At 62.8% G+C, this 23,239-nt stretch carries 23 protein-coding genes and 1 pseudogene; 10 read left to right on the top strand and 14 right to left on the bottom strand.

Features of this window, described 5'->3' with window-relative positions:
• Positions 1 to 37 precede the first annotated feature (37 nt).
• The 7 genes from hpaI to ACODSJ_RS07520 all read right to left on the bottom strand — a co-directional run bounded on the left by hpaI (position 38) and on the right by ACODSJ_RS07520 (position 6,159).
• Positions 38 to 835 (bottom strand): 4-hydroxy-2-oxoheptanedioate aldolase, encoded by a 798-nt coding sequence (gene hpaI, locus ACODSJ_RS07550; protein ID WP_489101123.1) that lies wholly within the window; start codon positions 833 to 835, stop codon positions 38 to 40.
• Between the two features lie 14 nt (positions 836 to 849).
• Positions 850 to 1,653 (bottom strand): 2-oxo-hept-4-ene-1,7-dioate hydratase, encoded by an 804-nt coding sequence (gene hpaH, locus ACODSJ_RS07545; protein WP_489101122.1) that lies wholly within the window; start codon positions 1,651 to 1,653, stop codon positions 850 to 852.
• An 80-nt stretch (positions 1,654 to 1,733) separates the two neighbouring features.
• Entirely contained in the window at positions 1,734 to 2,126 is a 393-nt protein-coding gene (locus tag ACODSJ_RS07540; RefSeq protein ID WP_489101121.1) for a tautomerase family protein, read from the bottom strand.
• 90 nt (positions 2,127 to 2,216) lie between these two features.
• Positions 2,217 to 3,074: a 3,4-dihydroxyphenylacetate 2,3-dioxygenase gene (gene hpaD, locus ACODSJ_RS07535; RefSeq protein WP_489101120.1), complete on the bottom strand. Its 858-nt coding sequence runs from the start codon at positions 3,072 to 3,074 to the stop codon at positions 2,217 to 2,219.
• Between the two features lie 174 nt (positions 3,075 to 3,248).
• Positions 3,249 to 4,709 (bottom strand): 5-carboxymethyl-2-hydroxymuconate semialdehyde dehydrogenase, encoded by a 1,461-nt coding sequence (gene hpaE / locus ACODSJ_RS07530; RefSeq protein WP_489101119.1) that lies wholly within the window; start codon positions 4,707 to 4,709, stop codon positions 3,249 to 3,251.
• A 5-nt stretch (positions 4,710 to 4,714) separates the two neighbouring features.
• Positions 4,715 to 5,485, bottom strand: a complete 771-nt coding sequence (locus ACODSJ_RS07525) for a fumarylacetoacetate hydrolase family protein (RefSeq protein ID WP_489101118.1) — start codon at positions 5,483 to 5,485, stop codon at positions 4,715 to 4,717.
• Positions 5,482 to 6,159 carry a fumarylacetoacetate hydrolase family protein gene (locus tag ACODSJ_RS07520; protein ID WP_489101117.1) on the bottom strand — a complete coding sequence of 226 codons (678 nt, stop codon included), beginning with the start codon at positions 6,157 to 6,159 and terminating at the stop codon, positions 5,482 to 5,484. The genes ACODSJ_RS07525 and ACODSJ_RS07520 overlap by 4 nt, the downstream gene beginning before the upstream one ends.
• Positions 6,160 to 6,347: 188 nt before the next feature.
• Here ACODSJ_RS07520 and hpaA point away from each other — a divergent pair, with 188 nt between their 5' ends.
• The 6 genes from hpaA (at position 6,348) to ACODSJ_RS07490 (ending at position 12,620) form a co-directional block, all read left to right on the top strand.
• Positions 6,348 to 7,253 (top strand): 4-hydroxyphenylacetate catabolism regulatory protein HpaA, encoded by a 906-nt coding sequence (hpaA, locus tag ACODSJ_RS07515; protein WP_489101116.1) that lies wholly within the window; start codon positions 6,348 to 6,350, stop codon positions 7,251 to 7,253.
• A 71-nt stretch (positions 7,254 to 7,324) separates the two neighbouring features.
• The gene (gene hpaR / locus ACODSJ_RS07510; RefSeq protein ID WP_489101115.1) at positions 7,325 to 7,747 is read left to right on the top strand and encodes a homoprotocatechuate degradation operon regulator HpaR; all 423 of its coding nucleotides are present in this window, start codon (positions 7,325 to 7,327) and stop codon (positions 7,745 to 7,747) included.
• A gap of 137 nt (positions 7,748 to 7,884) precedes the next feature.
• A complete protein-coding gene (locus ACODSJ_RS07505) occupies positions 7,885 to 8,877 on the top strand; it encodes a helix-turn-helix domain-containing protein (protein ID WP_489101114.1) in 993 nt (330 codons plus the stop codon).
• Positions 8,878 to 8,947: 70 nt separating this feature from the next.
• The gene (locus ACODSJ_RS07500) at positions 8,948 to 9,880 is read left to right on the top strand and encodes a SphA family protein (protein WP_489101113.1); all 933 of its coding nucleotides are present in this window, start codon (positions 8,948 to 8,950) and stop codon (positions 9,878 to 9,880) included.
• An 11-nt stretch (positions 9,881 to 9,891) separates the two neighbouring features.
• Positions 9,892 to 11,148, top strand: coding sequence for an MFS transporter (locus tag ACODSJ_RS07495; protein WP_489101112.1), 1,257 nt, complete (start codon positions 9,892 to 9,894; stop codon positions 11,146 to 11,148).
• 17 nt (positions 11,149 to 11,165) lie between these two features.
• The gene (locus ACODSJ_RS07490; protein WP_489101111.1) at positions 11,166 to 12,620 is read left to right on the top strand and encodes an amidase; all 1,455 of its coding nucleotides are present in this window, start codon (positions 11,166 to 11,168) and stop codon (positions 12,618 to 12,620) included.
• A 108-nt stretch (positions 12,621 to 12,728) separates the two neighbouring features.
• On the opposite strand, the gene ACODSJ_RS07485 is transcribed toward ACODSJ_RS07490, so the two are convergent.
• Positions 12,729 to 14,216: an aldehyde dehydrogenase family protein gene (locus ACODSJ_RS07485; protein ID WP_489101110.1), complete on the bottom strand. Its 1,488-nt coding sequence runs from the start codon at positions 14,214 to 14,216 to the stop codon at positions 12,729 to 12,731.
• Positions 14,217 to 14,391: 175 nt separating this feature from the next.
• On the opposite strand from ACODSJ_RS07485, the pseudogene ACODSJ_RS07480 reads away from it, so the two are divergent.
• From ACODSJ_RS07480 to feaR, 4 genes and pseudogenes are all read left to right on the top strand, one after another.
• Positions 14,392 to 14,523: pseudogene (locus tag ACODSJ_RS07480) on the top strand (methyl-accepting chemotaxis protein); the annotation flags it as partial.
• Positions 14,524 to 14,785: 262 nt separating this feature from the next.
• The gene (locus tag ACODSJ_RS07475) at positions 14,786 to 16,285 is read left to right on the top strand and encodes an APC family permease (RefSeq protein WP_489101109.1); all 1,500 of its coding nucleotides are present in this window, start codon (positions 14,786 to 14,788) and stop codon (positions 16,283 to 16,285) included.
• Positions 16,230 to 16,850 (top strand): DUF3156 family protein, encoded by a 621-nt coding sequence (locus tag ACODSJ_RS07470; RefSeq protein WP_489101108.1) that lies wholly within the window; start codon positions 16,230 to 16,232, stop codon positions 16,848 to 16,850. Before ACODSJ_RS07475 ends, ACODSJ_RS07470 begins: the two co-directional genes overlap by 56 nt.
• 123 nt (positions 16,851 to 16,973) lie before the next feature.
• Positions 16,974 to 17,936 carry a transcriptional regulator FeaR gene (gene feaR, locus ACODSJ_RS07465; protein ID WP_489101107.1) on the top strand — a complete coding sequence of 321 codons (963 nt, stop codon included), beginning with the start codon at positions 16,974 to 16,976 and terminating at the stop codon, positions 17,934 to 17,936.
• Between the two features lie 98 nt (positions 17,937 to 18,034).
• On the opposite strand, the gene ACODSJ_RS07460 is transcribed toward feaR, so the two are convergent.
• The 6 genes from ACODSJ_RS07460 to ACODSJ_RS07435 all read right to left on the bottom strand — a co-directional run bounded on the left by ACODSJ_RS07460 (position 18,035) and on the right by ACODSJ_RS07435 (position 22,993).
• Positions 18,035 to 18,802, bottom strand: a complete 768-nt coding sequence (locus ACODSJ_RS07460) for an SDR family oxidoreductase (protein ID WP_489101106.1) — start codon at positions 18,800 to 18,802, stop codon at positions 18,035 to 18,037.
• Entirely contained in the window at positions 18,795 to 19,595 is an 801-nt protein-coding gene (locus ACODSJ_RS07455; protein ID WP_489101105.1) for an SDR family NAD(P)-dependent oxidoreductase, read from the bottom strand. Before ACODSJ_RS07455 ends, ACODSJ_RS07460 begins: the two co-directional genes overlap by 8 nt.
• Entirely contained in the window at positions 19,588 to 20,409 is an 822-nt protein-coding gene (locus ACODSJ_RS07450; protein ID WP_489101104.1) for a molybdenum cofactor biosynthesis F family protein, read from the bottom strand. Before ACODSJ_RS07450 ends, ACODSJ_RS07455 begins: the two co-directional genes overlap by 8 nt.
• 156 nt (positions 20,410 to 20,565) lie before the next feature.
• Complete coding sequence (locus tag ACODSJ_RS07445; protein WP_489101103.1) at positions 20,566 to 21,225, bottom strand: helix-turn-helix transcriptional regulator; 660 nt, start codon at positions 21,223 to 21,225, stop codon at positions 20,566 to 20,568.
• 50 nt (positions 21,226 to 21,275) lie between these two features.
• Positions 21,276 to 21,641, bottom strand: coding sequence for a cupin domain-containing protein (locus ACODSJ_RS07440; RefSeq protein ID WP_489101102.1), 366 nt, complete (start codon positions 21,639 to 21,641; stop codon positions 21,276 to 21,278).
• A 53-nt stretch (positions 21,642 to 21,694) separates the two neighbouring features.
• Positions 21,695 to 22,993 (bottom strand): NAD(P)/FAD-dependent oxidoreductase, encoded by a 1,299-nt coding sequence (locus ACODSJ_RS07435; protein ID WP_489101101.1) that lies wholly within the window; start codon positions 22,991 to 22,993, stop codon positions 21,695 to 21,697.
• Positions 22,994 to 23,239: the final 246 nt, after the last annotated feature.

The following is a 23,239-nucleotide window of genomic DNA, read 5'->3' as shown; positions in this document are numbered from 1 at the left end:
GCGAGCTCCCTCGCCACGGGGTTTGGGCGTGCCTGTGTCAGTAGACCCCGCCAGTCGCTGGCTTCGGCGCATCCTTGAACGTCGAGGCCAGTGCCTGCAAGCCGCGCATCAACACGGTCGTGTCCACACCCACCGCAACAAACGCCGCGCCGAGTTCGATATAGCGCCGAGCCAGCTTTTCATCGGCGCTGAGAATCCCGGCGGCCTTGCCGGCCCTGCGGATGCGAGCGATGGCGTCTTCGATGGCCGCTTGCACGTCCGGGTGACCGGGGTTGCCACGAAAACCCATGGACGCGCTCAGGTCCGCCGGACCGATGAAAACGCCGTCGACGCCTTCAACGGCGGCAATGGCATCCAGGTTCGCCAAGCCTTCGCGGTTCTCGATCTGCACCAACAGGCACATTTGCTCATCGGCCTTGTCGAGGTAGCCGGGGATGCTATTCCAGCGCGACGCCCGGGCCAGTGCGCTGCCGACCCCGCGTACACCGTGGGGTGGGTAGTGGATGGCGCGCACCAGTTCGCGGGCCTGGTCGGCGCTTTCCACCATTGGCACCAGCAGGGTTTGCACGCCGATGTCGAGCACTTGCTTGATCAATGCCGTGTCGCCGATCACCGGGCGTATCACCGGTTGGCCGGGGTAGGGCGCCACGGCCTGGAGCTGGCCGAGCATTGCGCGCAAGTCGTTGGGCGCGTGCTCGCCGTCGATCAGCAACCAGTCGAAGCCGGCGTTGGCGGCCAGCTCGGCGCAGTAGGCATCGGCCAACCCCAGCCACAGGCCGATTTGCGCTTCGCCGCTGCGCAGGCGTTGCTTGAAGGTATTGATGGGCATGTCCATGAACCGGTCTCCAGTCAGACGAAACGGCAAGCGATGGAACCGAGCATGTCGTAGTCGACATGGAAGGTATCGCCCGGCCTGGCCGCCACGGGGCGGGTGAAGGAACCGCCGAGGATGACCTGTCCCGGTTGCAGGGTGACGTCGTAGGCCGCCAGTTTGTTCGCCAGCCAGGCCACGCCTTTGGCGGGGTGATTGAGCACGGCCGCCGAGACGCCGGACTCTTCGATCACACCGTTGCGGTAGAGCACCGCCGGCACTTTGCGCAGGTCGATCTCGGTCGGACGTACGGCGCGACCGCCCATGACCACGCCAGCGTTGGCGGCGTTGTCGGAAATGGTGTCGAAGACCTTGCGGGTCGCCTGGGTCTGCGGGTCGACCTGCTGGATGCGCGCATCGATGATTTCCAGCGCCGGGATCACCCATTCGGTGGCGTCCAGCACGTCGAACACGGTCACGTTCGGGCCTTTCAACGGCTTGCCGAGAATGAACGCCAGTTCCACTTCCACCCGTGGCACGATGAAGCGCTCGAACGGGATGTCGGTGCCTTCGTCGAAGAACATGTCATCGAGCAGCGCACCGTAGTCCGGTTCGGTGATGTTCGACGACACCTGCATGGCTCGGGAGGTCAGGCCGATCTTGTGGCCGACCAGCTTGCGTCCGTCCTGGATTTTTTGCACCACCCAGGCTCGCTGGATGGCGTAGGCGTCCTCGAGGGTGATGTCTGGGTGGTCGAGGGAAAACTGCCGCACCTGTTCCCGGGAGCGCTCGGCGTGGTCGAGGCGGGCGGCGGCTTGCTGGATGAAGTTCTGGTCGAGCATGGCAAGGGGCTCTTGTTGAGAGTTGACGTGGGCGGCTCGGGTGCGCGGTACAGGCTTTGGGAGGCGGAGGCAAAAAGGGATTAACTCGCCTGCGCCTTGAGGAAGGCGTGGACGTTGTTGGCCTTGAAGTTGAGCTGTTCATGCAGCTCGATCATCTCGAACGACAGGGCCAGCAGGCGCTGGGCCTGGAGGTCGGAGAAGTGCTCGGTGATCACCTCGAAGAGTTGTTCCGCGACTTTGTGCCGGGTCGCCAGGTCGCGACCGTGGCCGACTTTCAGCGTCATATGGACGAAGGCGTAGTCGTGCTTGCCGTCGGCCATGCGCCAGGTGTCCAGGCGCACGCCACGGCTGCGGATGCCGCCCAGGGGAAACACGCCGCTGTCGCCCAGCAGGGTATGGACCTTTTCAAACAGGCCGGGCAGGTCGGCCTGTTGTTCGAGGTTGTCGGTGTATTCAGCGATGAAGTGGGGCATGAGGCCTCCTGCGTCGGCAGCTTTGAGTGGCGAGCTGCAAGCGGCAAGTTGAAAGCGATCGGCTTGTAGCTTGCGGCTTGCAACTGTTGTTCAGACTGGGAAAATGGCGTTGATCTGGCCGGTGCCGGAGCTGCCGAAGGGCTCGGTGATGATCTCGGCCGGCTTGTCGTAGTCCGGTCCGCCGAGCAGCCCCAGCAACATCGCGGTGTCATGCATCTTGCCTTCGCCGAAGCAGTGTTCGGCGTAGTCCGGGAGCATGGCGCAGAACTCCTTCCAGCGACCTTCGCGCCACATCTGCACCACGTGCAGGTCCACCTGCTTGTCGAACTCCCGGGTCCAGTTGTGGATGTTGGCTTCGGCGTTGCGATCATCGGAAAACCGGTGGGACAGCGAACCGGAGGCGAGCACCAGCACCTTGCGGTCGCTCTTCTCGATGGCCCGGCGCACGGCGGCGCCGAAGGTGAAACTGTCTTGCAGACGGTGCCAGGCGCACCAGGCGGCAATCGACACGACGTTGAGTTTCTGTTCCTGAGGGACGTCCATGTGCATGTAGCGCATGGGCACCAGCGTGCCGTATTCCAGCTCCAGGCTGGGGATGTTGTGGGCCAGGGTGCGGACGTCGGCGGCGTTGGCCTCGGCGGCGATCAACTCGCCCAGCTCCGGGGCACCCGAATATTCGTACGCCATGTTCTTGATGAAGTGCGGCAGTTCGTTACTGGTGTAGATGCCCTTGAAGTGCTCGCCACTGTTGACGTGGTAGGCGCTGTTAACCAGCCAGTGCACGTCGAACACCACGGCGGTATCGGCTCCCAGCTCACGGGCGCGGCGACCGATTTCTTTGTGCCCGGCGATCGCCGCTTCGCGGCAACCGTGGTGCTTGCCGGGCAGTTCGGACAGGTACATCGAGGGAACGTGGCAGATCTTCGCAGCCAGGACGACTTCGCCCATGATGATTCTCCTGAAAAATTGTTCTTGTTGAATCTCGGTTGTGGGAGCAAAGCTTGCTCGCGATGCAGGCGCCCCGATTTCTGAAAAACCGCATCGCCTTCATCGCGGGCAAGCCTTGCTCCCACAGGAACAGGGATAAATCCCCTCGTCACAGGGTTCATCACTTACCTTGGGTCATACCCCCCAACGCGGTATGTGATGACTGCCCATGGAAATACACACGTTCTTGATCTCGGCAAACACCTCAAAGCTGTACTGTCCGCCTTCGCGGCCGGTTCCGGAACCCTTCACGCCGCCGAAAGGCTGGCGCAGGTCGCGCACGTTCTGGCTGTTGATGAACACCATGCCAGCCTCGATACCATGGGCCAGGCGATGGGCCTTGCCGATGTCCTGGGTCCAGATGTACGAGGCCAGGCCGTATTCGGTGTCGTTGGCCAGTTGCAAGGCTTCGGCTTCGTCCTTGAACGGGATCAGGCACACCACCGGCCCGAAGATTTCTTCCTGGGCGATGCGCATCTTGTTGTTCACGTCGGCAAACACCGTCGGCTGGATGAACTGGCCACGGCTCAGATGCGCTGGCAGGTTGGCCGGGCGTTCCAGGCCGCCGGCCAGCAGGGTGGCGCCTTCTTCCAGGCCGATCTTGATGTAGCCAGTGACCTTGTCGTAGTGGGCCTGGGTGATCATCGAGCCGACCTGGGTTTTCGGGTCCTGCGGGTCGCCGACGATCAGGCGCTTGGCGCGGGCGGCAAACTCGGCGACAAACTGCGGGTAGACGCTTTCTTGAATGAAGATCCGACTGCCGGCGGTGCAGCGTTCACCGTTGAGCGAGAAGATGGTGAACAGTGCCGCGTCGAGGGCGCGTTCCAAGTCGGCGTCTTCAAAAATCAATACCGGCGACTTGCCGCCCAGTTCCATCGAGTACTTTTTCAATCCGGCGGTCTGCATGATTTTCTTGCCGGTGGCGGTGCCGCCGGTAAAGGAAATCGCCCGTACATCCGGGTGGCGTACCAGCGCATCGCCCGCCGTGGCGCCATAGCCCTGAATCACGTTGAGTACGCCGTTGGGAATACCGGCCTCGACGGCCAGACGGCCCAGCTCGTTGGCGGTCAGAGGAGACAGTTCGGACATCTTCAGCACGGCGGTGTTGCCCAGTGCCAGGCACGGCGCAGTCTTCCAGGTCGCGGTCATGAACGGTACGTTCCAGGGCGATACCAGGCCACACACGCCAACCGGTTGGTACAGGGTGTAGTTGAGCATCTGGTCGTCGACCGGGTAGGTGTGGCCGTCCATGCGGGTGCAGACTTCGGCGAAGAAATCGAAGTTATGGGACGCCCGCGGAATCAGCACATTCTTGGTCTGGTGGATCGGCAAACCGGTGTCGAGGGTTTCCAGTTCGGCCAGTTTCGGCACGTTCTGGTCGATCAGCTCACCGAGCTTGCGCATCAGCCGGGCACGTTCCTTGGCCGGGGTGTTGGCCCACTTCGGGAAGGCGTCTTTGGCGGCGGCCACGGCCTGGGCGACTTCCTCGGCGCCGCCGCTGGCGACTTCACCGATGGCTTCGCCGGTGGCCGGGTTGTAGTTGACGAAGACGTCTTTGCTTTCGACCTCACGGCCGTTGATCCAGTGTTTGATCATGGGGCTCAAGCCTCTTTACGGGATGCGAAGAACTCGGCTTCGCTGACAATACGGTTGACCAGGCGGCCGACGCCTTCCACTTCCACCACCACTTCATCGCCGGGCACCACGTCGGCCAGGCCTTCGGGCGTGCCCGTGGCGATCATGTCGCCCGGTTGCAGGGTCATGAAGCTGGAGAGGTATTCGATCAGGTAGGGGATGTCGAAGATCATGTCCTTGGTGCTGCCTTCCTGGCGCAACTCGCCGTTGATCCAGGTGCGCAGCGTCAGGTTGCTCGGGTCCGGCACATCGGCGACGTCGACGATCCACGGGCCGACGGGGGTGGTGGCGTCGCGGTTCTTCACCCGCAGGTTGGGACGGTAGTAGTTTTCCAGGAAGTCGCGGATCGCGTAGTCGTTGCACACGGTGTAGCCGGCCAGATAGTCCAGTGCTTCCTCGCGCTTGACGTTGCGGGCGGGTTTGCCGATGACCGCCACCAGTTCGCACTCGTAGTGCATGTAGGCGACGTTGTCCGGACGCCAGGTGACCTGGTTGTGACCGGTGTAGGTGCCGACAGACTTGACGAAGGCCAGCGGCTCGGTCGGCGGTTTGAAGGCCAGTTCGGCGGCGTGGTCGGCGTAGTTCAGGCCCAGGGCGAACATGCTGCCGGTGGCCGGTGGCAGCCACTCGACCTGGTCTTCTGCCAGCAGGCGACCGTCGGACAGGCGCACAGTGTTGTCAGCTTCGACAGTGACGGCGTGGATCTGGTCTTCGAAACGAATGCGCGCATGCTTCATGAACGAGCTCCCGTGTCCTGGGCCACAACGGTATTGACGAGACGGCCCACGCCGCTGATGTCCACTTCGACGCGATCGCCGGGCAGAACATCGACCCGGCCTTCGGGCGTGCCGGTGATCAACACGTCACCGGTATGCAGGGTCATGAATTCGCTGATCTCGGCGATCAGTCGGGGAATGTCGCGGACAAAATTGGCGGTGTTGTTTTGCTGGCGAACCTCGCCGTTCACATACAAGGTGATCGCCAGGTTATGCGGGTTGGCAACCTGGGCGACGGGCAGCAGTTCGGGCCCGATGGCGCAGAACCCGTCCCGGCACTTGGCCTTGACGGCAGGGCGGTAGTAGCTGTCTTCCGGCAGGCTGAACTCGTTGACGACGGTGTAGCCGGCCACGTAGTCCAGGGCCTCGGCGGCGCTGACGCGACTGGCCGACTTGGCCATCACCACGCCCAGCGCAGGCCCCGGTTGCAACCGTTCGCCGTGACCAGGATGAACCACTTCGCCGCCATGCCCGTTACGGGTATTGGGCGTCTTGATGAACAGCACCGGTTTGACCGGCGGTTTCTGATAGGGCGGTTGCTCGAACTCGGCGAGGCGCTGTTCCAGCAACCCCCGGTAGTTCAGCGCGACTCCGAACAGAGTGCCGGTCGCGACGTCATGCAGGGCACGGCTCATGCTTGTCTCCTGGCTGCGGCAGAGTGAGGAGGGCCCTGGCGCATTTTGTTAATGTGTTAACAGTTATAATTAAGATGTTAACTATCGTCAAGCGTGGCAGAATCGTCAGTGCTGGTTGCTTTGTCGAAACCGGCGCAGGATGCATATCGGGCCGTTGCCTGAACCAGAACAAGAACGAGTAATGCGTGATGACTGACCGCCCGCCGATTCCGAACATCAACATTGGCCAGGTGTACGACCAGCGCTACAGCGATGCCGAAGTGCACTACGACCGGCTGGCCAACCTGGCCGGTTTTTTTGGTCGAAACATGCCGGTTCACCGTCACGACCGTTTCTTCCAGGTGCACTACGTCAAGAGCGGCACCGTGCGGGTGTATCTCGACGACCGGCAGTACGTCGAGTCCGGCCCGATGTTCTTTCTCACGCCACCGACCATCCCTCATGCCTTCGTGACCGAGGCCGACAGTGACGGGCATGTGCTGACGGTGCGCCAGCAACTGGTGTGGCAGTTGATCGATGCCGATTCGAACCTGGCGCCGGCCGGCGCGCAGATGCCCGCGGCCTGTGTTGCCTTGGGACACGTGGCGCCAGATCAGGCGCAGGAGGTGCGACGGCTGGATTACCTGTTCGAGGTGCTGAGCGAGGAGGTGGCGGCCAGCAGGCCGGGGCGCAGCGTGGCATTGGATAGTTTGACGCGACTGATCATGACCAGCCTGCTGCGCCTGTGTTCCAACTCTCTGGAGGCCCGGCCGGCACGGCATGAAGACCTGAAGATCTTTCACCGCTTCAACGAGTTGATCGAGGCGCACTACCTGCAGCATTGGCCCCTGTCGCGCTACGCTGAGGGCATCGGCGTCACCGAAGCGCGCCTCAACGACGTGTGCCGGCGCATCGCCGACCTGCCATCCAAACGCCTGATCATGGAACGGCTGATGCAGGAGGCCAAGCGCCTGTTGTTGTTCACCGGCAGCTCGGTCAATGAAATCTGCTACCAGCTCGGCTTCAAGGACCCGGCCTATTTCAGCCGGTTTTTCCAGCGCTATGCCCAACTTACCCCGGGCGAATATCGCCAGCGGCAATCGGGGTTGCGCTGAGCGCTCTTGCTTCTTGCAGCAGCCTGGCGACGCCACTAAGCTGCCGGTTCGTTCCTTGAAACCATCCGAACATGGCCAACCCCAGACCTTCATTGACCCTGACGCTGTTGCAAGCCCGCGAAGCCGCGATGGCTTTTTTTCGCCCCGCGCTCAACCAGCATGACCTCACGGAGCAGCAGTGGCGGGTGATCCGTATCCTGCATCAGCAAGGGGAACTGGAAAGCCACCAGCTCGCTCACCAGGCGTGCATCCTCAAGCCAAGCATGACCGGCGTACTCAGTCGCCTGGAGCGCGATGGCCTGGTGCGTCGGCAGAAATCCAGCCAGGATCAGCGTCGGGTTTTCGTCGGCTTGACCGAGCAAGGGCAGCAGTGTTTCGTGTCCATGAGCGAAGGCATGGAAAGCAATTATCGGCGGATCGAAGAACAGTTTGGCGCGGAGAAAATGCAGCAACTGCTGGAACTGCTCAATGAACTGAAGAACATCAAGCCCTGACCGTTGCCCGGGGGTGTCCAGTGCGTGGCGAGGGGTGATATCCGTTTTCGGCACACTTGAGCGAGCGGCCGCCAAGGCGGAATGGAACTTGCCTGACCTTTGACCCATTAGCCCTGGAATCATCGAAGGTCGGGTCAATGAACCACTCCAATATGGCACCGCCAGCGGTTTCGTCGGACGTGCCGCCGGTGTTGCCGATCAATCGGTTCCGCACCGCAGACATCGACGAGCATGCCCGGAACATGGGGGGATGGCAGGTTTGCTATGACCAGTTGACCCCCGGACGCTTCGAAGGCGAGCTGGTCGAGTTTCGTTCAGACTGGATGCAACTGGTGCGCGACCGCTCTAATCAGGCCATGACCAAGCAAGGCATGGCTTGGGAAGGCGCCATTACCTTCAGCGTACCGTTGAGTGCCGATGGACCGGTGTTTTGCGCCGGGCATCCGATCAACGAGCCGAGCCTGCTGGTGGCTCGCGGGCAGAACCTGCCTGAGCTGCGCACGCCCCAACACATGGACCTGCTCGGGCTGGCGGTGGAGGAGCAGGCCCTGGAGCATGTGCTGGAGCGCCAGGGTAGCCGCTTTCGAATTACCGATCTTCCCAAGTGTTACCGCCTGGGCGACTCAACACTGCCGGCCGAACTGGCGGCGCTGTTCGATGAACTCGGCGGCGGCGAACAGGGGCGTGAATCCTTGCTGGCCTACGAGTCGATCCGTCGTGGCTTGCGCGATACGGTCATGTTGCATGTGCTGGAGCTGGTTGCGCCGGACCAGGCGCCCCCCTTGAACCCCACCGCTCGCAAGCGCATGGTCGATCGCGCCCGGGAGTACGCCCTGGCCCATGTCGATGAGCCGCTGTCGATCCTCGACCTGTGCAACCACATCGGCGCCAGCCGGCGCAAATTGCAGTACTGCTTCCAGGAAACCCTGGGTATCAACCCGGTGGCTTATTTGCGTGCACTGCGCCTCAATGCCGTGCGTCGTGAACTGCGCAACAGTGAGCAGGTCCAGGGTGTGCAAGAGGTGGCGGCACGCTGGGGGTTCTGGCATTTGAGCCGGTTTTCCAACGACTACCGGGTGCTGTTCGGCGAAACCCCGTCACAAACCCTGCGTCGCACGCATCTGTGCTGAAAACGGATAACGGCTGACAGGCCGGCTCCCTAGGATGACCCTCACAACACTTGGTTGGCAGGGGCATTCGATGAATCAGAATAATAAAACCTACGTCTTGCGCTGCACGTGGCTCACCCTCGGGTTGATCGGCTTTTGTGCCGGCGCCCAGGGCACCGAAAACGGCGCGCCGACCACTGCGGTCGGGGTCTATGATTTCGGCGCCGGCATGATGCCGCCGGCCACGCCCTTCGGCACGGTCGGGCTGCGTACGGCGTTCTACTCGGCCAACGTGCAGAAGGACCGCCACGGCAAATCGCTGGACAACAACTTCTCCCTGGACGTGCTGTCGATCGGCGTGGCCTACATGCGCATGACCGATTACACCGTGCTGGGCGCCAAGTATGGCTTCGGCACGGTGGTGCCGTTCTTCCAGATGGACGCCTCGGTGCAGGTGCAGACCCCGGTGGGCCCGTTGGATCTTGAGGCCGATCCGTTTCGCCTGGCCGACGTCCAACTGTTACCGGTGATCCTGCAATGGACGCTGTCGCCGAACCTGTTCGTCAACACGCAATTGCAGATCCAGGCGCCGACGGGGGACTACGACAAGAATCGCCTGATCTCCCCAGGGCTCAACCACTGGACGTTCTCCCCGATCGTCAACGCTACCTACATTTCCGACACCGGCTTTGAAGTGTCCTCGAGCTTTGAAGTCGACGTGAACACTCGCAACCACGCCACCGATTACAAGAACGGCGTCGAATACCGCCACGAATTCGCCATGGGCCAGCACGTTGGGCCATGGACCGTGGGTATGGGCGGCTATTACTACCGCCAGTTCACCGATGACGATGCGCCAGGGCTGGAGGCTGGCAATCGTGCCCGGGTGATGGCGGTCGGGCCAGCGGTGAGCTACTTCAAGCCCGGCATGCCACCGGTGTGGCTGCATGTCTACAAGGAGTTCGACGCGCACAATCGCGCCGAGGGCTATACCACGGCATTGCGCATTTCTCACAGTTTCTGAAGGGGCCCGTCATGAACCGATCAAACTCCGTTTCAACGGCTGCGGCCCCCTTGCGTCAGGCCAGTGGCCGGCGTGAAGGGCTGGTGCTGATGTTGGGCAGCAGCCTGACCATCATGGGCTCGGTGATGGTGGCGCCGATCCTGCCACGATTAGGGGCCGAATTCGGCCCCGTCGAGCCGCGTGCCGAGTTGTTGGTGCCGTTGGCGATCACCGGCCCGGCCCTGGCCATTGCGCTGTGTGCGCCGCTGGCAGGGTGGCTGGCCGATCGAGTAGGGCGCAAGGCCTTGCTGGTGCTCGCTACGCTGCTTTACGCCTTGCTTGGCGCACTGCCGGCGATGCTCGACAACCTCCCGGCGATTGTCGGCACGCGATTGTTGTTCGGTTGCGCCGAGGCGGCGGTCATGACCTGTTGTGCAACGCTGATCGCCGACTATTGGCATGGGGAGGAGCGCCTGCGCTACGTCAACCGGCAGGTGGTCACCATCGGCCTGGTGGGGGCGCTGTTCTTTGTGGTGGGCGGTGCGCTGGGTGAGCAATCGTGGCGTGCGCCGTTCCTGCTGTACCTGCTGCCGTTGTTGCTGGTGCCGGCGATGATAAAGGTGCTGTGGGAGCCACCGGTGGCGCGGCGCCAGCCGCTTGAACAGCCAGTCGAACCGGGTGCTTGCAAGGTTGCCGTGCTGCCGCTGGTGATCGGCTACCTGATGATTCTGGGCGGCATGGTCCTGACCTTCGTCGTGCCGATCCAGGCGCCCATGCTGTTGGTCAGTATTGGCGTCACTTCCAGCACGCTGATCGGCCTGGCGGCGGGATTGAGCTTGTTGGCCACCCTGGGCGGCTCGTTGATGTGGCCGTTGCTGCGTCGTCGCTTCGGCATCGCCGGTTGCAATGCGCTGATGCTCGGGCTGATGGGGCTCGGGCTGTGGCTGTTGATGCGCGGGCAGAGCTACAACGCGGTCCTGGTGGCCGTGCTCGTCCAGGGCCTCGGGGCCGGGCTGTTGGTGCCCAATGTGATGGCGCCGGTGATGAATGCCTTGACCGCCACCACTCGGGGGCGAGGCTTGGGTGGGTTCACCTCGTGCCTGTATATCGGCCAGTTCGCCAGCCCGCTGGTGGTGGCCTTCGTCGGCACCGTCGCCGGTGACCTGCGCCACTCCATTCAATGGCTGGCCCTGGCCAGTTTCATCCTCGCGCTGCTTTGGGTCGCGGCCGGCCTGCGCGCTCGCGGTGATGGTTCGGCCAGCACCGTCGAATCCCGTCAATCGTCATGAAATAAGGAAACGCAAGCATGGGTATGCAAGACATCCACCAGTTGATGGACTCTGAAGATGCCACGGCGCTGGCCGAGTGGGTCAGGCGTGGCGAGGTCCGCCCCGGTGAGTTGCTGGAAACGGCCATCGAGCGCCTGGAGCGGGTTGAACCGCAACTCAATGCGGTGGCCGAGCGCTTGTACGATTCGGCGCGGGAGGCCGCCGGTACGTCGCAGGTCGGGCAAGGATTGTTGGCCGGTGTGCCGACCTTGATCAAGGACCTGTTTTCGCCCGTCAACGGCGCGGCGATGACCAACGGCTCCCGCTCCCTGGGAGACTTTCGTGCGGATTTCGAATCGGAAGTCGTGACGCGCCTGCGGCGTGCCGGATGCCAGGTGATGGGCACCAGCACGTCACCGGAATTCGGCACGTCCTACTCCACCGAGTCCGCACGTTTTGGTGCGACCCGTAATCCGTGGAGTACCGACCATAGCCCTGGCGGATCCAGTGGCGGCGCGGCGGCCTTGGTGGCGGCCCGCGTGGTGCCGTTCGCCCATGGCAATGATGGCGGCGGTTCGTTGCGGGTGCCGGCGTCTTGTTGTGGTGTGTTCGGCTTCAAGCCCAGCCGTGGTCTGCTGCCGTCGGGCCCGATGGTGGGCGAGGGCTGGGCCGGCATGGGCACGCCCCATGGGATCACCTTGTCGGTTCGCGACAGTGCTGCGCTGCTGGACGCCACCGCCGGGATGGACCTGGGCGCTCCCTATGCCGCACCGGTCCAGGCGCAGCCCTACGTGAGCGCGTTGCAGCGCGATCCAAAACCGCTGCGCATTGCGTTGGTCGAGCAACTGGGCCCCTGGCCTACCTCACCGCAAAGCCTCGTGGCGGTGGGCGAGGCCGCGCGGCTGTGCGAGTCGTTGGGACACCGTGTCGAACCGGTCAGCCTGCCGGTGGTGTTGCCGGAGTTTCTGGATCAGGTCTTCACCATTATCGGCGCCAGCACGCGGCATTACGTCGACCTGCTGGGCCAGATGCGCGGGTGTGCGGTCCAGGCCGAGGAACTGGAAGTGCGCACCCGGATCATCCTGCGCGACAAGGGCAACGTCAGCGGTGCCCAGTACGCCGCTGCGGTGGAGTGGATTCATGCCCTGGGCCGGCAACTGGCGGGGTTCATGCAGGATTATGACGTGATCCTGACCCCGGTCCTGACCCGTGAGCCGATGCCGATCGGCGAGCTGGACCTTCAGGATGTGTGCATGGGCCTGGATCAGTTGCTTGAGCGCTACCACAGCTATTCGCCGTTCACCGCGCTGTTCAATGCCAGCGGCCAGCCGGCCATGTCGGTGCCGTTGTTCTGGAGTGCCAGCGGTTTGCCGATGGGCGCGCATTTCGCCGGTCGTTTTGGCGAAGAAAGTACCTTGCTGGCCCTGGCCGCCCAACTGGAGCGCGCCCAACCGTGGCGCGGCCGAATCCCGCCGGTCAACGCCTGCCGGTAGTTGACCTCATGGGCCATTGCGAGCTTGCTGGCAATGGCCCTGTCCATCCTCGTAAATCTTCGTCGCGAGGGAGCTTGCTCCCTCGCGATGGCTGTACTGCCTTGCGTATCAGTACCTGATCATCACCGACTTCAGTTCCGTGTAGTCGTCGATGAAAGCGCTGCCGAATTCACGGCCCAGTCCTGACGATTTATTGCCCCCAAAGGGCACGGCCGGGTCGAGCAGGGTGTGCATGTTCACCCACACGGTACCGGCGGCGATGGCCGGGACCATGCGCAGGGCTTTGCTCAGGTCGTTGGTCCAGAGGCTAGCGCTGAGGCCGTACGGCGTATCGTTCATCAGTTCCAGCAGTTCTTCTTCGCTGTCATAGGGGAAGAATGTCGCCACCGGGCCGAAGGTTTCTTCGTGCAGCAGGGCCGCGTCGCGGCGATGGGCGAGGATGATGGTCGGTTCAACGTAGCAACCGGGCCTGTCGATGAGATGACCGCCATGGACGATGGTGCTGCCTTGCGCCCGGGCCTTGGCGAAGCACGCCCCGAGTTTCTGCTGATGCGGGCGGTTGGCGACCGGGCCGAACGTGGTGCTTTCGTCCAGGGGCGAGCCGATCTTGAACTGGTCCAGCCGCCGGGCGAGCTTGTCCATGATCGGCTCCAGTTGCGAGCGATGGACAAAGAACCGCTCGGCTGCCGCACAGATTTGGCCAGAGTGCAGGAACCCGGCTTCGATGATGCCGTTGACCGCCACGTCCGGGTCGACATCTTTCAGGAATCCCGCCGCATTCTTGCCGCCCAGTTCCAGGGTCGCGCGGGTCAGCCCCGCACCCATGGCCGCCTGGCCCACCGCCAGCCCGGTCGACACGGAACCGGTGAACGATACCTTGTCGGTGCCGGGGTGCTCGATCAGCCTCTTGCCCACCTGGCCGCCGCCGGTCAATACGTTGAGCGCGCCCGCTGGCAACCCCGCCTCGATGGCCAGTTCAGCAATGCGCAGGATCGTCAGCGGTGTGAACTCGCTGGGCTTGATGATCACGCTGCAACCCGTCACCAGGGCCGACGCCAGCTTCCAGATGGCGATCATGGTGGAGAAGTTCCAGGGCACGATGCCGACCACCACCCCGACCGGTTCGCGCAGAGTGAAGGCGGTGTAACGTTCGCCGGCGAAGGACGGCAGCGATGGGGTGAGCGTCTCGCCGCCGATCTTGGTGGCCCAACCGGCGTAGTAGCGCAGGAAATGGGCAGCCTGGTCGACCTCGAAGGCGCGGGAGATGTGGATGATCTTGCCTGACTGGCAGGTTTCGATCTGCGCCAGTTCTTCGCGATGCTGCTCCAGCAAATCGGCCAGTTTGAGCAGTACGTGGCCACGGACCGCTGGGGCTGTCTGGGACCACTGCACGAAGCCGCGACGGGACGACGCCACGGCGGCATCGATGTCGTCGCAGGTGGCGTCGCTGACTTGGGCGATGACCTGGCCGGTCGCGGGGTTGATGACGTCCAACGTCTGGCTGCCCTGGCTTTCGAGGTAGGCGCCGTCGATGAACAGGGCGTGAGGTCGACGGAGAAAGGCTTCGACCTGGGGCAGCAGGGCAATATCGCTCATATGGGTTTCCTGATCGCGGAGAGGGGAAAACCCCGAGCTTAATGGCGAGGTGGTTGCTCAGGCTTGACCGTGCCTGCCGAGCTGCATGTCTGTGGCTGCCAGCCCCAAGATCCGGCATGCAGGAGCAAGAGCTCGTGCAGGCAGGTACAAGCCAGCGCTGCCGCTTTGCGCTCAGATCAACGCCGCTATCGAAGCGGCCAGGGCCGGCGAAGTCGGACGTGGTTTTTCCGTGGTGGCCGATGAGGTGCGCAAACTGGCGGAAAGTACCCGACAGGCCACCCATCAGATCCAGACTATGTTGCATCAGCACAAATAGAAGCGGCCGGAGGCTGCGATCTTTTTTACGGTCCATCGAACCCCAGGCCGCCAGCGTGACGATGTTGGCAGGCAGCAACAAAACCGGCGGCATACATGGGCAAGACGGCCAGGGTGGGGGCGCGCAGAGTAATGCTGTACGCAACGCCGTTTCGATCAGGGACCGGGGGAAGGCACGATTGCCGGTTCCACATCCGTACCCATGGATGGCAGTGGCATTCATACTAAAAATTAGCTTTCGAGGACCTTGCACCATGTCGATCAATGACAGGCTCACCGAGCACTTGAATCGAGGTTCGGTGGGCTTCCCCACTGCGTTGGCCAGTACCATCGGCCTGATCATGGCAAGCCCGGTGATCCTGACCGCGACCATGGGCTTCGGTATCGGTGGCAGCGCCTTTGCCGTGGCGATGCTGATCGCCGTGGTCATGATGCTGGCCCAGGCGAGTACCTTCGCCGAGGCGGCGTCGATCCTGCCCACCACCGGCTCGGTCTATGACTACATCAACTGCGGCATGGGACGTTTCTTCGCGATCACAGGCACGCTGTCGGCCTATCTGATCGTGCATGTCTTTGCCGGCACCGCGGAAACCATCCTGTCCGGGGTCATGGCCCTGGTGAACTTCGAACATCTCAACACCCTGGCTGAGTCGGCGGGAGGCTCCTGGCTGCTGGGGGTGGGCTTTGTCGTGGTGTTTGGCGTGTTGAACGCGTTCGGCGTCAGTGCCTTTGGCAGGGCTGAGATCATCCTGACATTTGGAATGTGGACCACCCTGATGGTGTTCGGTGTGTTGGGCCTTGTCGCGGCGCCAGCGGTGCAATTGCAGGGCTGGTTCGGTGAGTCCGTGGTCGGCACCGACCTGGTCACGGTGTTGTCGCTGGTGGGCATGGCCATGTTCATGTTCGTCGGTTGCGAGTTTGTCACGCCTCTGGCGCCGGACCTGCGCCGCTCGGCCACGACAATGCCCCGCGCGATGATGCTGGGCCTGTTCGGCGTGGCCAGTTGCATGTTCATTTATGGCGCGGCGATGAAGCGCCAAGTGGAAAACGTCCTGCTCGATGCGGCCACCGGTGTGCACCTGCTGGACACCCCCATGGCGATCCCGCGGTTTGCCGAGCAGGTCATGGGGGATATCGGCCCGATGTGGCTGGGGATCGGCTTCCTGTTTGCCGGGGCGGCGACCATCAATACCCTGATGGCCGGGGTGCCGCGGATCCTGTATGGCATGGCGGTGGACGGCGCGTTGCCCAAGGTCTTCACCTACTTGCACCCGCGCTTCAAGACCCCTCTGTTGTGCATCCTGGTGGCGATGCTGATTCCTTGCCTGCACGCGCTGTGGCTCGGTGGCAATACCGACAACATCATGCACCTGGTGCTGGCCGCGGTATGCGCCTGGAGTTTTGCCTACCTGCTGGTGACCGTGTCGATCGTGAGCCTGCGGCTTCGCCGTCCCGACTTGCCTCGGGCTTATCGTTCGCCGTTGTTCCCGTTGCCACAGGTCCTGTCCAGCGTCGGCATTGTGTTGGGCATGTGGTTCATCACCCCGCCCGGCATGAACCCTGCCGACATCTACGTGCCCTTTGCGGTGATGCTCGGTGGCACTGCGGCGTACGCCCTGTTCTGGACCCTGGTGGTGCAGAAGGTCAATCCATTCACGCCAGCGTCTGTCGAAGACGTGTTGGCCAAGGAGTTCTCCCATGAGCCAGGGCAACCTGCCGACGGGTATATCGACCCTGCGGCAAAAGCTGTCTGAGTGGTTCTGTGCCCCTCGCGTGCCGGCCGGCTATCGGCCCGGCACGACCCTGGAACACCTGCGACGCAATCTGCGGTTGGCGCGCTTCGAGAAGCTGGCTCCGGCAGCGGCCACCGTTGTTACCGACGACGGCCACCTGCAGTTGGAAATAGTCGAGCGCACCGAGTCGCAATGGCTGATGCACCTGGTGATGACCGAGTTCGTGCTGCGTGTGCCTGCGTCGAGAGCGGGCACGGGACGCTGGGAACTGCACCACAGCGGGGCCGTTCGGCGCACGGGCATTCGTTGTCGGCAACACGGCGGGGACGTCGGGCTTTCTGGCGCGCTACAGGCGGCGATAGAGAACGACGTCGCGCTCTACCAGGCGCTCATGCCGCTGGACTTCAAGCGCCTGTGCATCGACCTGCAAGACGGCCAGTGGTGTGTGCGGCTGGAACACATGGGAGGCAGCGAAGTGGTGAACCGGATGCCGGCCTTTCGTCGATACATTGCACTGAGCGGTGAGCAGCGTGACGCGTTGCTGGCGACCTTGAAGGGGTTGCAGCAGGTACTCATGACTTTCTGATTCTGTGGCTTTGTCCTGGCATCAATCCTGCTGCTGTCCTGGCTGTCAGGTACTTGTTGCGTGCATATAGATAACATGTTAACTATTGCCGGACAAAAACAATAAGCCACTGCGGAGAACGTCATGAGCGTGCAACAGATCGGACAAGACGGACTGGATGCCTGGAACCGGGACCTGCGAGCCACTTGCGGGCATTTCGATACAGCGTTGGCCTTCAATCGCACGCTGTTTATTGGCCAAGTGTCGAATGTCTGCCGCGGCGGCCTTTCCCTCGCCAACCTGCGCACCAACGCCGGCTCCATCAGGCGCCAGGTGTCCAACCCGGATCATGACGACGATCAGGATTGCTTCCTGGTCAGCCAGCGCAGCGGCTTCTCACGGATTACCCAGAACGGCCTGAGCATCCAGCTTGCGCCCGGCGAGCTGTTGCTGATGGATTCGGTCGGTTCCCTTGAAATCAATCCGTTCGGCCTGATGGAACACGCCGTGCTGTCGCTGTCGCGCCAGGACGTGTCCAGGCAACTGGGCGGGGAAAGGAACACGTTTGGCAAGATTTCTTCAAGCAAGGCCTGCGGGAGAATGTTGCATGTGTTGATGAACCAACTGTGCAAGGACACCCCGGACGGTGAGGGCGCTGCCGGGGAGGGCGAAGCCTTGCAAAGCGCGTTCGTTTCGCTGTTGGGGTCGGCCTTGGAACAGGGCAGCGGCTCCACCGCTGACGGCAGCGCGTTGCAAGGCGGCCACTTGCGCAGCTATGTCCAGAAAGTCATCGATGAATCCCTGACCCAACCCGGCCTGAGCCCGGTGAGCCTGGCCAACCGGCTGAACATTTCGGTGCGCCACCTGTACCGTTTGTTTGAAGAGCAGGACGACAGCGTTTGCCGCTACATCCAGCGCGCTCGGCTCAAGCGCAGCGCCGATGACCTGAGCAACCCGTTCTTGCGGGACGAGTCCATTACTTCGATCGCCTACAAATGGGGCTTCACCGATTCGGCTCACTTCAGCCGGTCGTTCAAGAAGCAGTTCGAGCTGTCGCCCAAGGCGTTTCGTTCCAGCCGTTTGCAGGTGGGGCAGGGGGTGGTTTGAGCGAGGTCGTCGATGGTTGGACGAGCGTTATCGCGAGCAAGCTCGCGATGACGATGTGACATCCACCGTCACCGCAAGCTGACTCACCCCATACCGGCTCAGACTTCCGGCAAAGTCGAGCCGCCGTCGACCACCAAGGTCTGCCCGGTCACATAGCCGGCCAGGTCCGATGCCAGGAACAGCATGGCGCCGGCGATGTCGCTCGGCTTGCCCAGTCGACCCAGTGGTACCCGGCGGGCGATGTCCTGGTTGACTTCATCGTCGCCAAGATTCGCCATGGCTGGTGTTGCAATCATGCCCGGCTCGACGCCGTTGACGCGGACATTCTCCGCCGCCAGCTCCAGCGCCGCGTTGCGAATGAAGCCGTTGACCCCGGCCTTGGACGCGGCATAGTGGCTCAACCCCGGATAGGCGACCCGCGGGCCGGTGACCGAGGACGTCACCAGCACGCAACCCTGGCCCTGGCGCCGGAACATCGGCAGTGCGGCCTGGGTCAGCCAGAACAGCGCCGAGAGGTTCACTGCCAACGTGCGCTCCAGCATCGAGGGGGTAATCTGCGCAAACGGTGTCAGTGGAAAATACCCGGCGTTGTGCACCAGCACATCCAGCCGACCCAGGCGTTGCTCCAGCTCGCTCATCATTGCCTGGATCGCCGCCGCGTCGGCGAGGTCGACCCCCATGGCGTCTACCGGGTAACCCGCGTCGGTCAGTTCGCGGGCCAGCGTCTCGGCCAGCGCCAGGCCCAGGTCGGCGATGACCACGTGGGCGCCACGCTGGGCAAACGCTTCGACAATGGCCCGGCCGATGCCCTGGGCACCGCCGGTGACCAGCACGGTTTGACCGCTGAAATCCAGATCCTCACGCATGGGCGGCCTCCATTCGACTGAAAGCCAGTGTCGGCACGTCGACGATGCTCGATCCCCCGTCGGCCACCAGCGCCGTACCGGTGATGATCGAGGCGTCAGGCGAGGCGAGGAAGCGGCAGGCGCGGGCGATTTCCTCCGCGCTGGCGGGCCTGCGCAACGGCACATCGGCGCAGACCCGGTCATAGGCTTGCTGGAGTGTTTCGCCGTGGAACTGCATCAGCCCCTGCATTTCCTCATCGGCCATGGGCGTGCGTACCCAGCCTGGGCAGACCGCATTGACCCGCACCCCGTGCGGGCCGTAATCGCGTGCCAAGGATCGGTTCAGCCCGAGCAATGCATGCTTGGCGGTGGTATAGCCGCACACCTCGGGGCCGGCCGCCAATGAAGCAATGGAAGCGACCAGGACGATGCTGCCGCCGTGCGCCTGCAACAGCGGCAGGCAGGCGCGGGCGCTGTAAAAGGCGCTGTCGAGGTTGCTGCGCATGGCCGCGTCCCAGGCCGCCGGGCTGGTCCCGGTGGCGCTGCCCAGCCCCATGCCGCCGGCGCAGGCCAGCAGTACATCGAGCCGGCCAAAGCGTTCGCTGATCTGTGCGATGAAACCGTCCCAGGTCGCCGGACACGCCGCATCACCCACCAATACCAGCCCGCCGATTTCTTCGGCGAGGCTTTCCAGGGGTTCGCGGCGCCGGCCGATCAGCACCAGGTTGGCGCCTTCGGCGGCATACAGGCGGGCGCAGGCGGCGCCGATGCCGGTGCCCGCGCCTGTGATCACCACGGTGCGTAGTTCAGCCATGGGGATACTCCGTGCGGTTGAGAACCTGGCAATAGGAGGCGACCGGGAAATTGGAGAACGCGTCGAACGTTGCACCGGCATAGCCGAAAATCTTGCCGTCGCTGCGGTGCTGTTGCAGGTCGATCAGCACCAGGCCCAGGGTTGGGATGATCTTTTCCCGCCAGACGAACAGGTACAGCTCCTCGGCGATCCTGTAAGTGTCGCAGCGGTCGGTGTCGCACAGGCCTTGTTCCACGCCCTTAAGGCATTGCCAGGCGTAGAACCGCTCATTGAGGTAAATGTGTTCGTAGACTTCGCTCGGGCTGTAGCGATACAGGTTGCGCAGGCCCACCAGCTCAGTGGTCGGGGCGTGAGGACACAGGCCGGGTTGCCACGGACGATCGAGGCTGCCGTGCAGCAATTGTGCATCCACCGACGTCAGGGGCTTGCCGGCCAGGGCGCGGCTATAGAGGCCTTCGTGGGTTTGCTCCGGCTCAGGCATGCGGCCGATCACGGCGGTAAACGCGGCCTGGACGGTATCGAGCACCAGACTGACCGAGAGCGTCCGGGCACCTTCGTGCTTGAGGAAATCCACCAGGTACAGGCCAGGGCGTACCGACGTGGCCCGGTAGGTCGCCGTGCCGCTGGCGTGCCCATCGGTGGCGTCCCAGCTCAAGGTGTCCTGTTCGAAGCGATGTTCTATCTGCCAGCCGTTGGCGAAATGAAGGGTGAAGGTTTTGCCGTCCAGGTCGGCCAGGTTTGGCAGGATGAAGGCTTCGGGGGCGAATCCGTCGGCCAGGGCGCCGACGGTGATCCAGTCTGAAGATGTGCTCATTGCAAGGCTCCGGTGGTTGAAATAGCCACTCGGATCATGCGGTGCCGGGAAACGGCGGCCTATCAACCAGAGGGTTGACAGGTGGAGCGGCTGATCAGCGAAGCGGCTGATCGAAGGGGCTCTGGGTCACAGGGCAATGGGTCACAGGGCTCTGGATCACAGGAACAAGGCGCTGACCAGCTCGGTACGACTGCTCACGCCAACCTTGCGGAACAGGTGGATCAGGTGGGTCTTGATGGTCGGCAAGCCGACATCCAGCTCCCGGGCCAATTGCTTGTTGCTGACGCCCTGGCGCAGCAGCAAGGCAATCTGGCGCTCCTTGGGGGTCAAGTGGCTCAAGGCGTCCTCATGGGCGGGCCAATGGGCCACGGCCAGTTGCAGCAAGGCCTGCAACGCGCTGAGTTGGGTCAATTGCTGGCTCGTGAAAGCACCTTGCTCGGCGGTGCGCAGCATGGAAATGGCGGCTTGGGGCTGGCCGTTTCGATGGGCAAAAATTTCTACAACGTCCATCACACCGTAACGCTGCAGGAAGTCGCGGTAACGCCGGTTATCCCGCATCGGCTGGCGGGTCATTGCCAGGCCCAGCGGAACCACGGCCAAGTCATTGGACACGCAGTGGCGCGGCTGCAGTGGGTCGAACTGGCGATAGTGGTCCAGGTAGTCGCGGTGCATCTCGCCGCTCATCCCATGCAGGCTGAAGTCATGGGCTTGCAAATGCCGGTCGACGCAATAGAACGCCGCCCGACTGACGGGAACGAGCTGGGTGAACGCGTGCAAGCAATGGCGGGCAATGTCCTGGGTGGGGATGACGCTCATGGTTGCAACCTCGCAGGAGGGCCGCCGACAGGGCCGGCAGCCCGGTGCGGTCAGGCTACCGCGAAGTAGTGCTTGACGAAACTGTCGCTGACCACTTCCCACAGCACAGGCGTGCCCTTGGTCACGAACCAGCTGTCGCCGGCCTTGTAACGGGTGCTCTGGCCGGTGGTTTCGTCGGTGAGCACCACTTCGCCGGTGACCACGGTGGCCTGTTCGGCGAACGGATAGACCATCCGGAACTTGCCCTGGGTGGTGCCGAAATAGGCGCTGCTGATGGCATCGGTGGGCGCGCCGAAAGTCATTTTGCCGAAGGCTTTGACGTCGCCTTCAAGGATTTGCGAGCCGAGATCGGCAACGGAGCCCCAGGCGTCCAGTTCGGACAGCTGGATGTCTTTTTCGAGGGTGATGAGGGGCATGGCAGTGACTCCTGATGATTGAAAAAACAGAGAGGGTGTGTGTCCAGAACCCGTCAGCGGCGGCCGTTCCAGTAACCCGACAGCTGATGCCAGGACTTGCCGGCGGTCAGCAGCAAGGGGCGGATGGCGTCTTTGCCGATGATGGTCGGCCGCCTGACGGAACTGACCAGGTCGTAGCGCACCGAACCTTCGCTCATGCCTTCGGCCAGCACCTTGCAGATGATGTGGCTGGGGGTGACGCCGAAGCCTGAGTAGCCCTGGACGAAGAACGCATTGCTGCGACCGGGCAGGGTGCCGATCTGTGGGAACAGGTTCGGGCTGCACGCCATCGGGCCGCCCCACGCCAAGTCGATTTTCACATCCTTGAGGTAGGGGAAGATCTTCAGCATCAAGCGCCGGTTCCAGGCCTTGAGGTCCTGGGGGATGTGTTCCACCAGCGGCGTGGCGGCACCGAACAACAGGCGGTTCTCGTTGGTGACGCGGTAGTAGTCGATCACCGGGCGGATGTCGCTGTAGGCGCCGCGAATCGGGCTGATGCGCTGGATCAGTTCGTCCGACAACGGCTCGGTCATCATCTGGAAGGCATAGGTGTTGATGGTCGACCGATGCAGTTCCGGCTCCAGCTTGTTGAGGAAACTGTCGCAGGCCCACAACAGCTTGCTGGCTTTGACCGAGCCGCGACCGGTACGCACGGTGATGCGTTCGCCATAGCTGACTTCCAGCGCCGGGCTGTTTTCGAAGATCCGCACGCCGTGGCCAGCCAGGGCCGTGGCTTCGCCCAGCAACAGGTTCAACGAATGCACATGCCCGCCGCCCATGTGCAGCAAGGCGCTGCCGTAGGCCTTGGAGCCAATGATCTGCTGCACCTCGGAACCGCCGAGAAAGCGGATCTCGTGCTTGCTGTTGATCGACTTGAAATCCTTTTCCCAGGCACGCAGGGTTTTCTCCTGGCGGGCGTTGAAGCCCATGTAGCCGTAGCCGTGGCAGAAGTCGGCGTCAATGTTGTACTTGGCGATGCGGTCCTTGATGATGTCCGCGCCCAGGTCGCTGATCTCGAACACCTGGCGCAAACCGTCCTCGCCCACGTCCTTCTTGATTTTTTCCAGGTCGTGACCGATGCCGGCCATGATCTGTCCGCCATTGCGTCCGGTGCCGCCGAAGCCCAGGTAACGCGCCTCCAGCACCACGATATTGGTGATGCCTTTTTCGGCGAGCTCCAGGGCGGTGTTGATGCCGGAAAAACCGCCGCCGATCACCACCACGTCGGCTTCCACATCCTGTTCCAGCGTCGGGAAACTGAGGTTGTATTTCTTGGTCGCCGTGTAATAGGTGGGCGTTTCGATATTGATCATGGCGCAACCTGAACAATTGATAGGAGACGTCGCGCAGAGCCTCAGGCTCTGTACGAAAAGCCTTGATACTCGTTCATGCTGCGTTGAAAACAGCCTCGCAATGCTCATGTACTCCAGTACATTGCGCTTGCTCGGCAGTTTTCGCCTTGCCTGACCTTCGTCTCAAGACTTTTCGCGCAGAGCCTTAGCAGGGCGCCGCATTCGATGGCCCTATTAAGAGCCCAGGCGCAGGTGTTTGTCTTGATC

The organism is Pseudomonas sp. FG6 (genome assembly GCF_057809015.1).
Note: the sequence above shows the minus strand (reverse complement) of the source record. Positions and strands in the feature narration are given on the sequence as shown.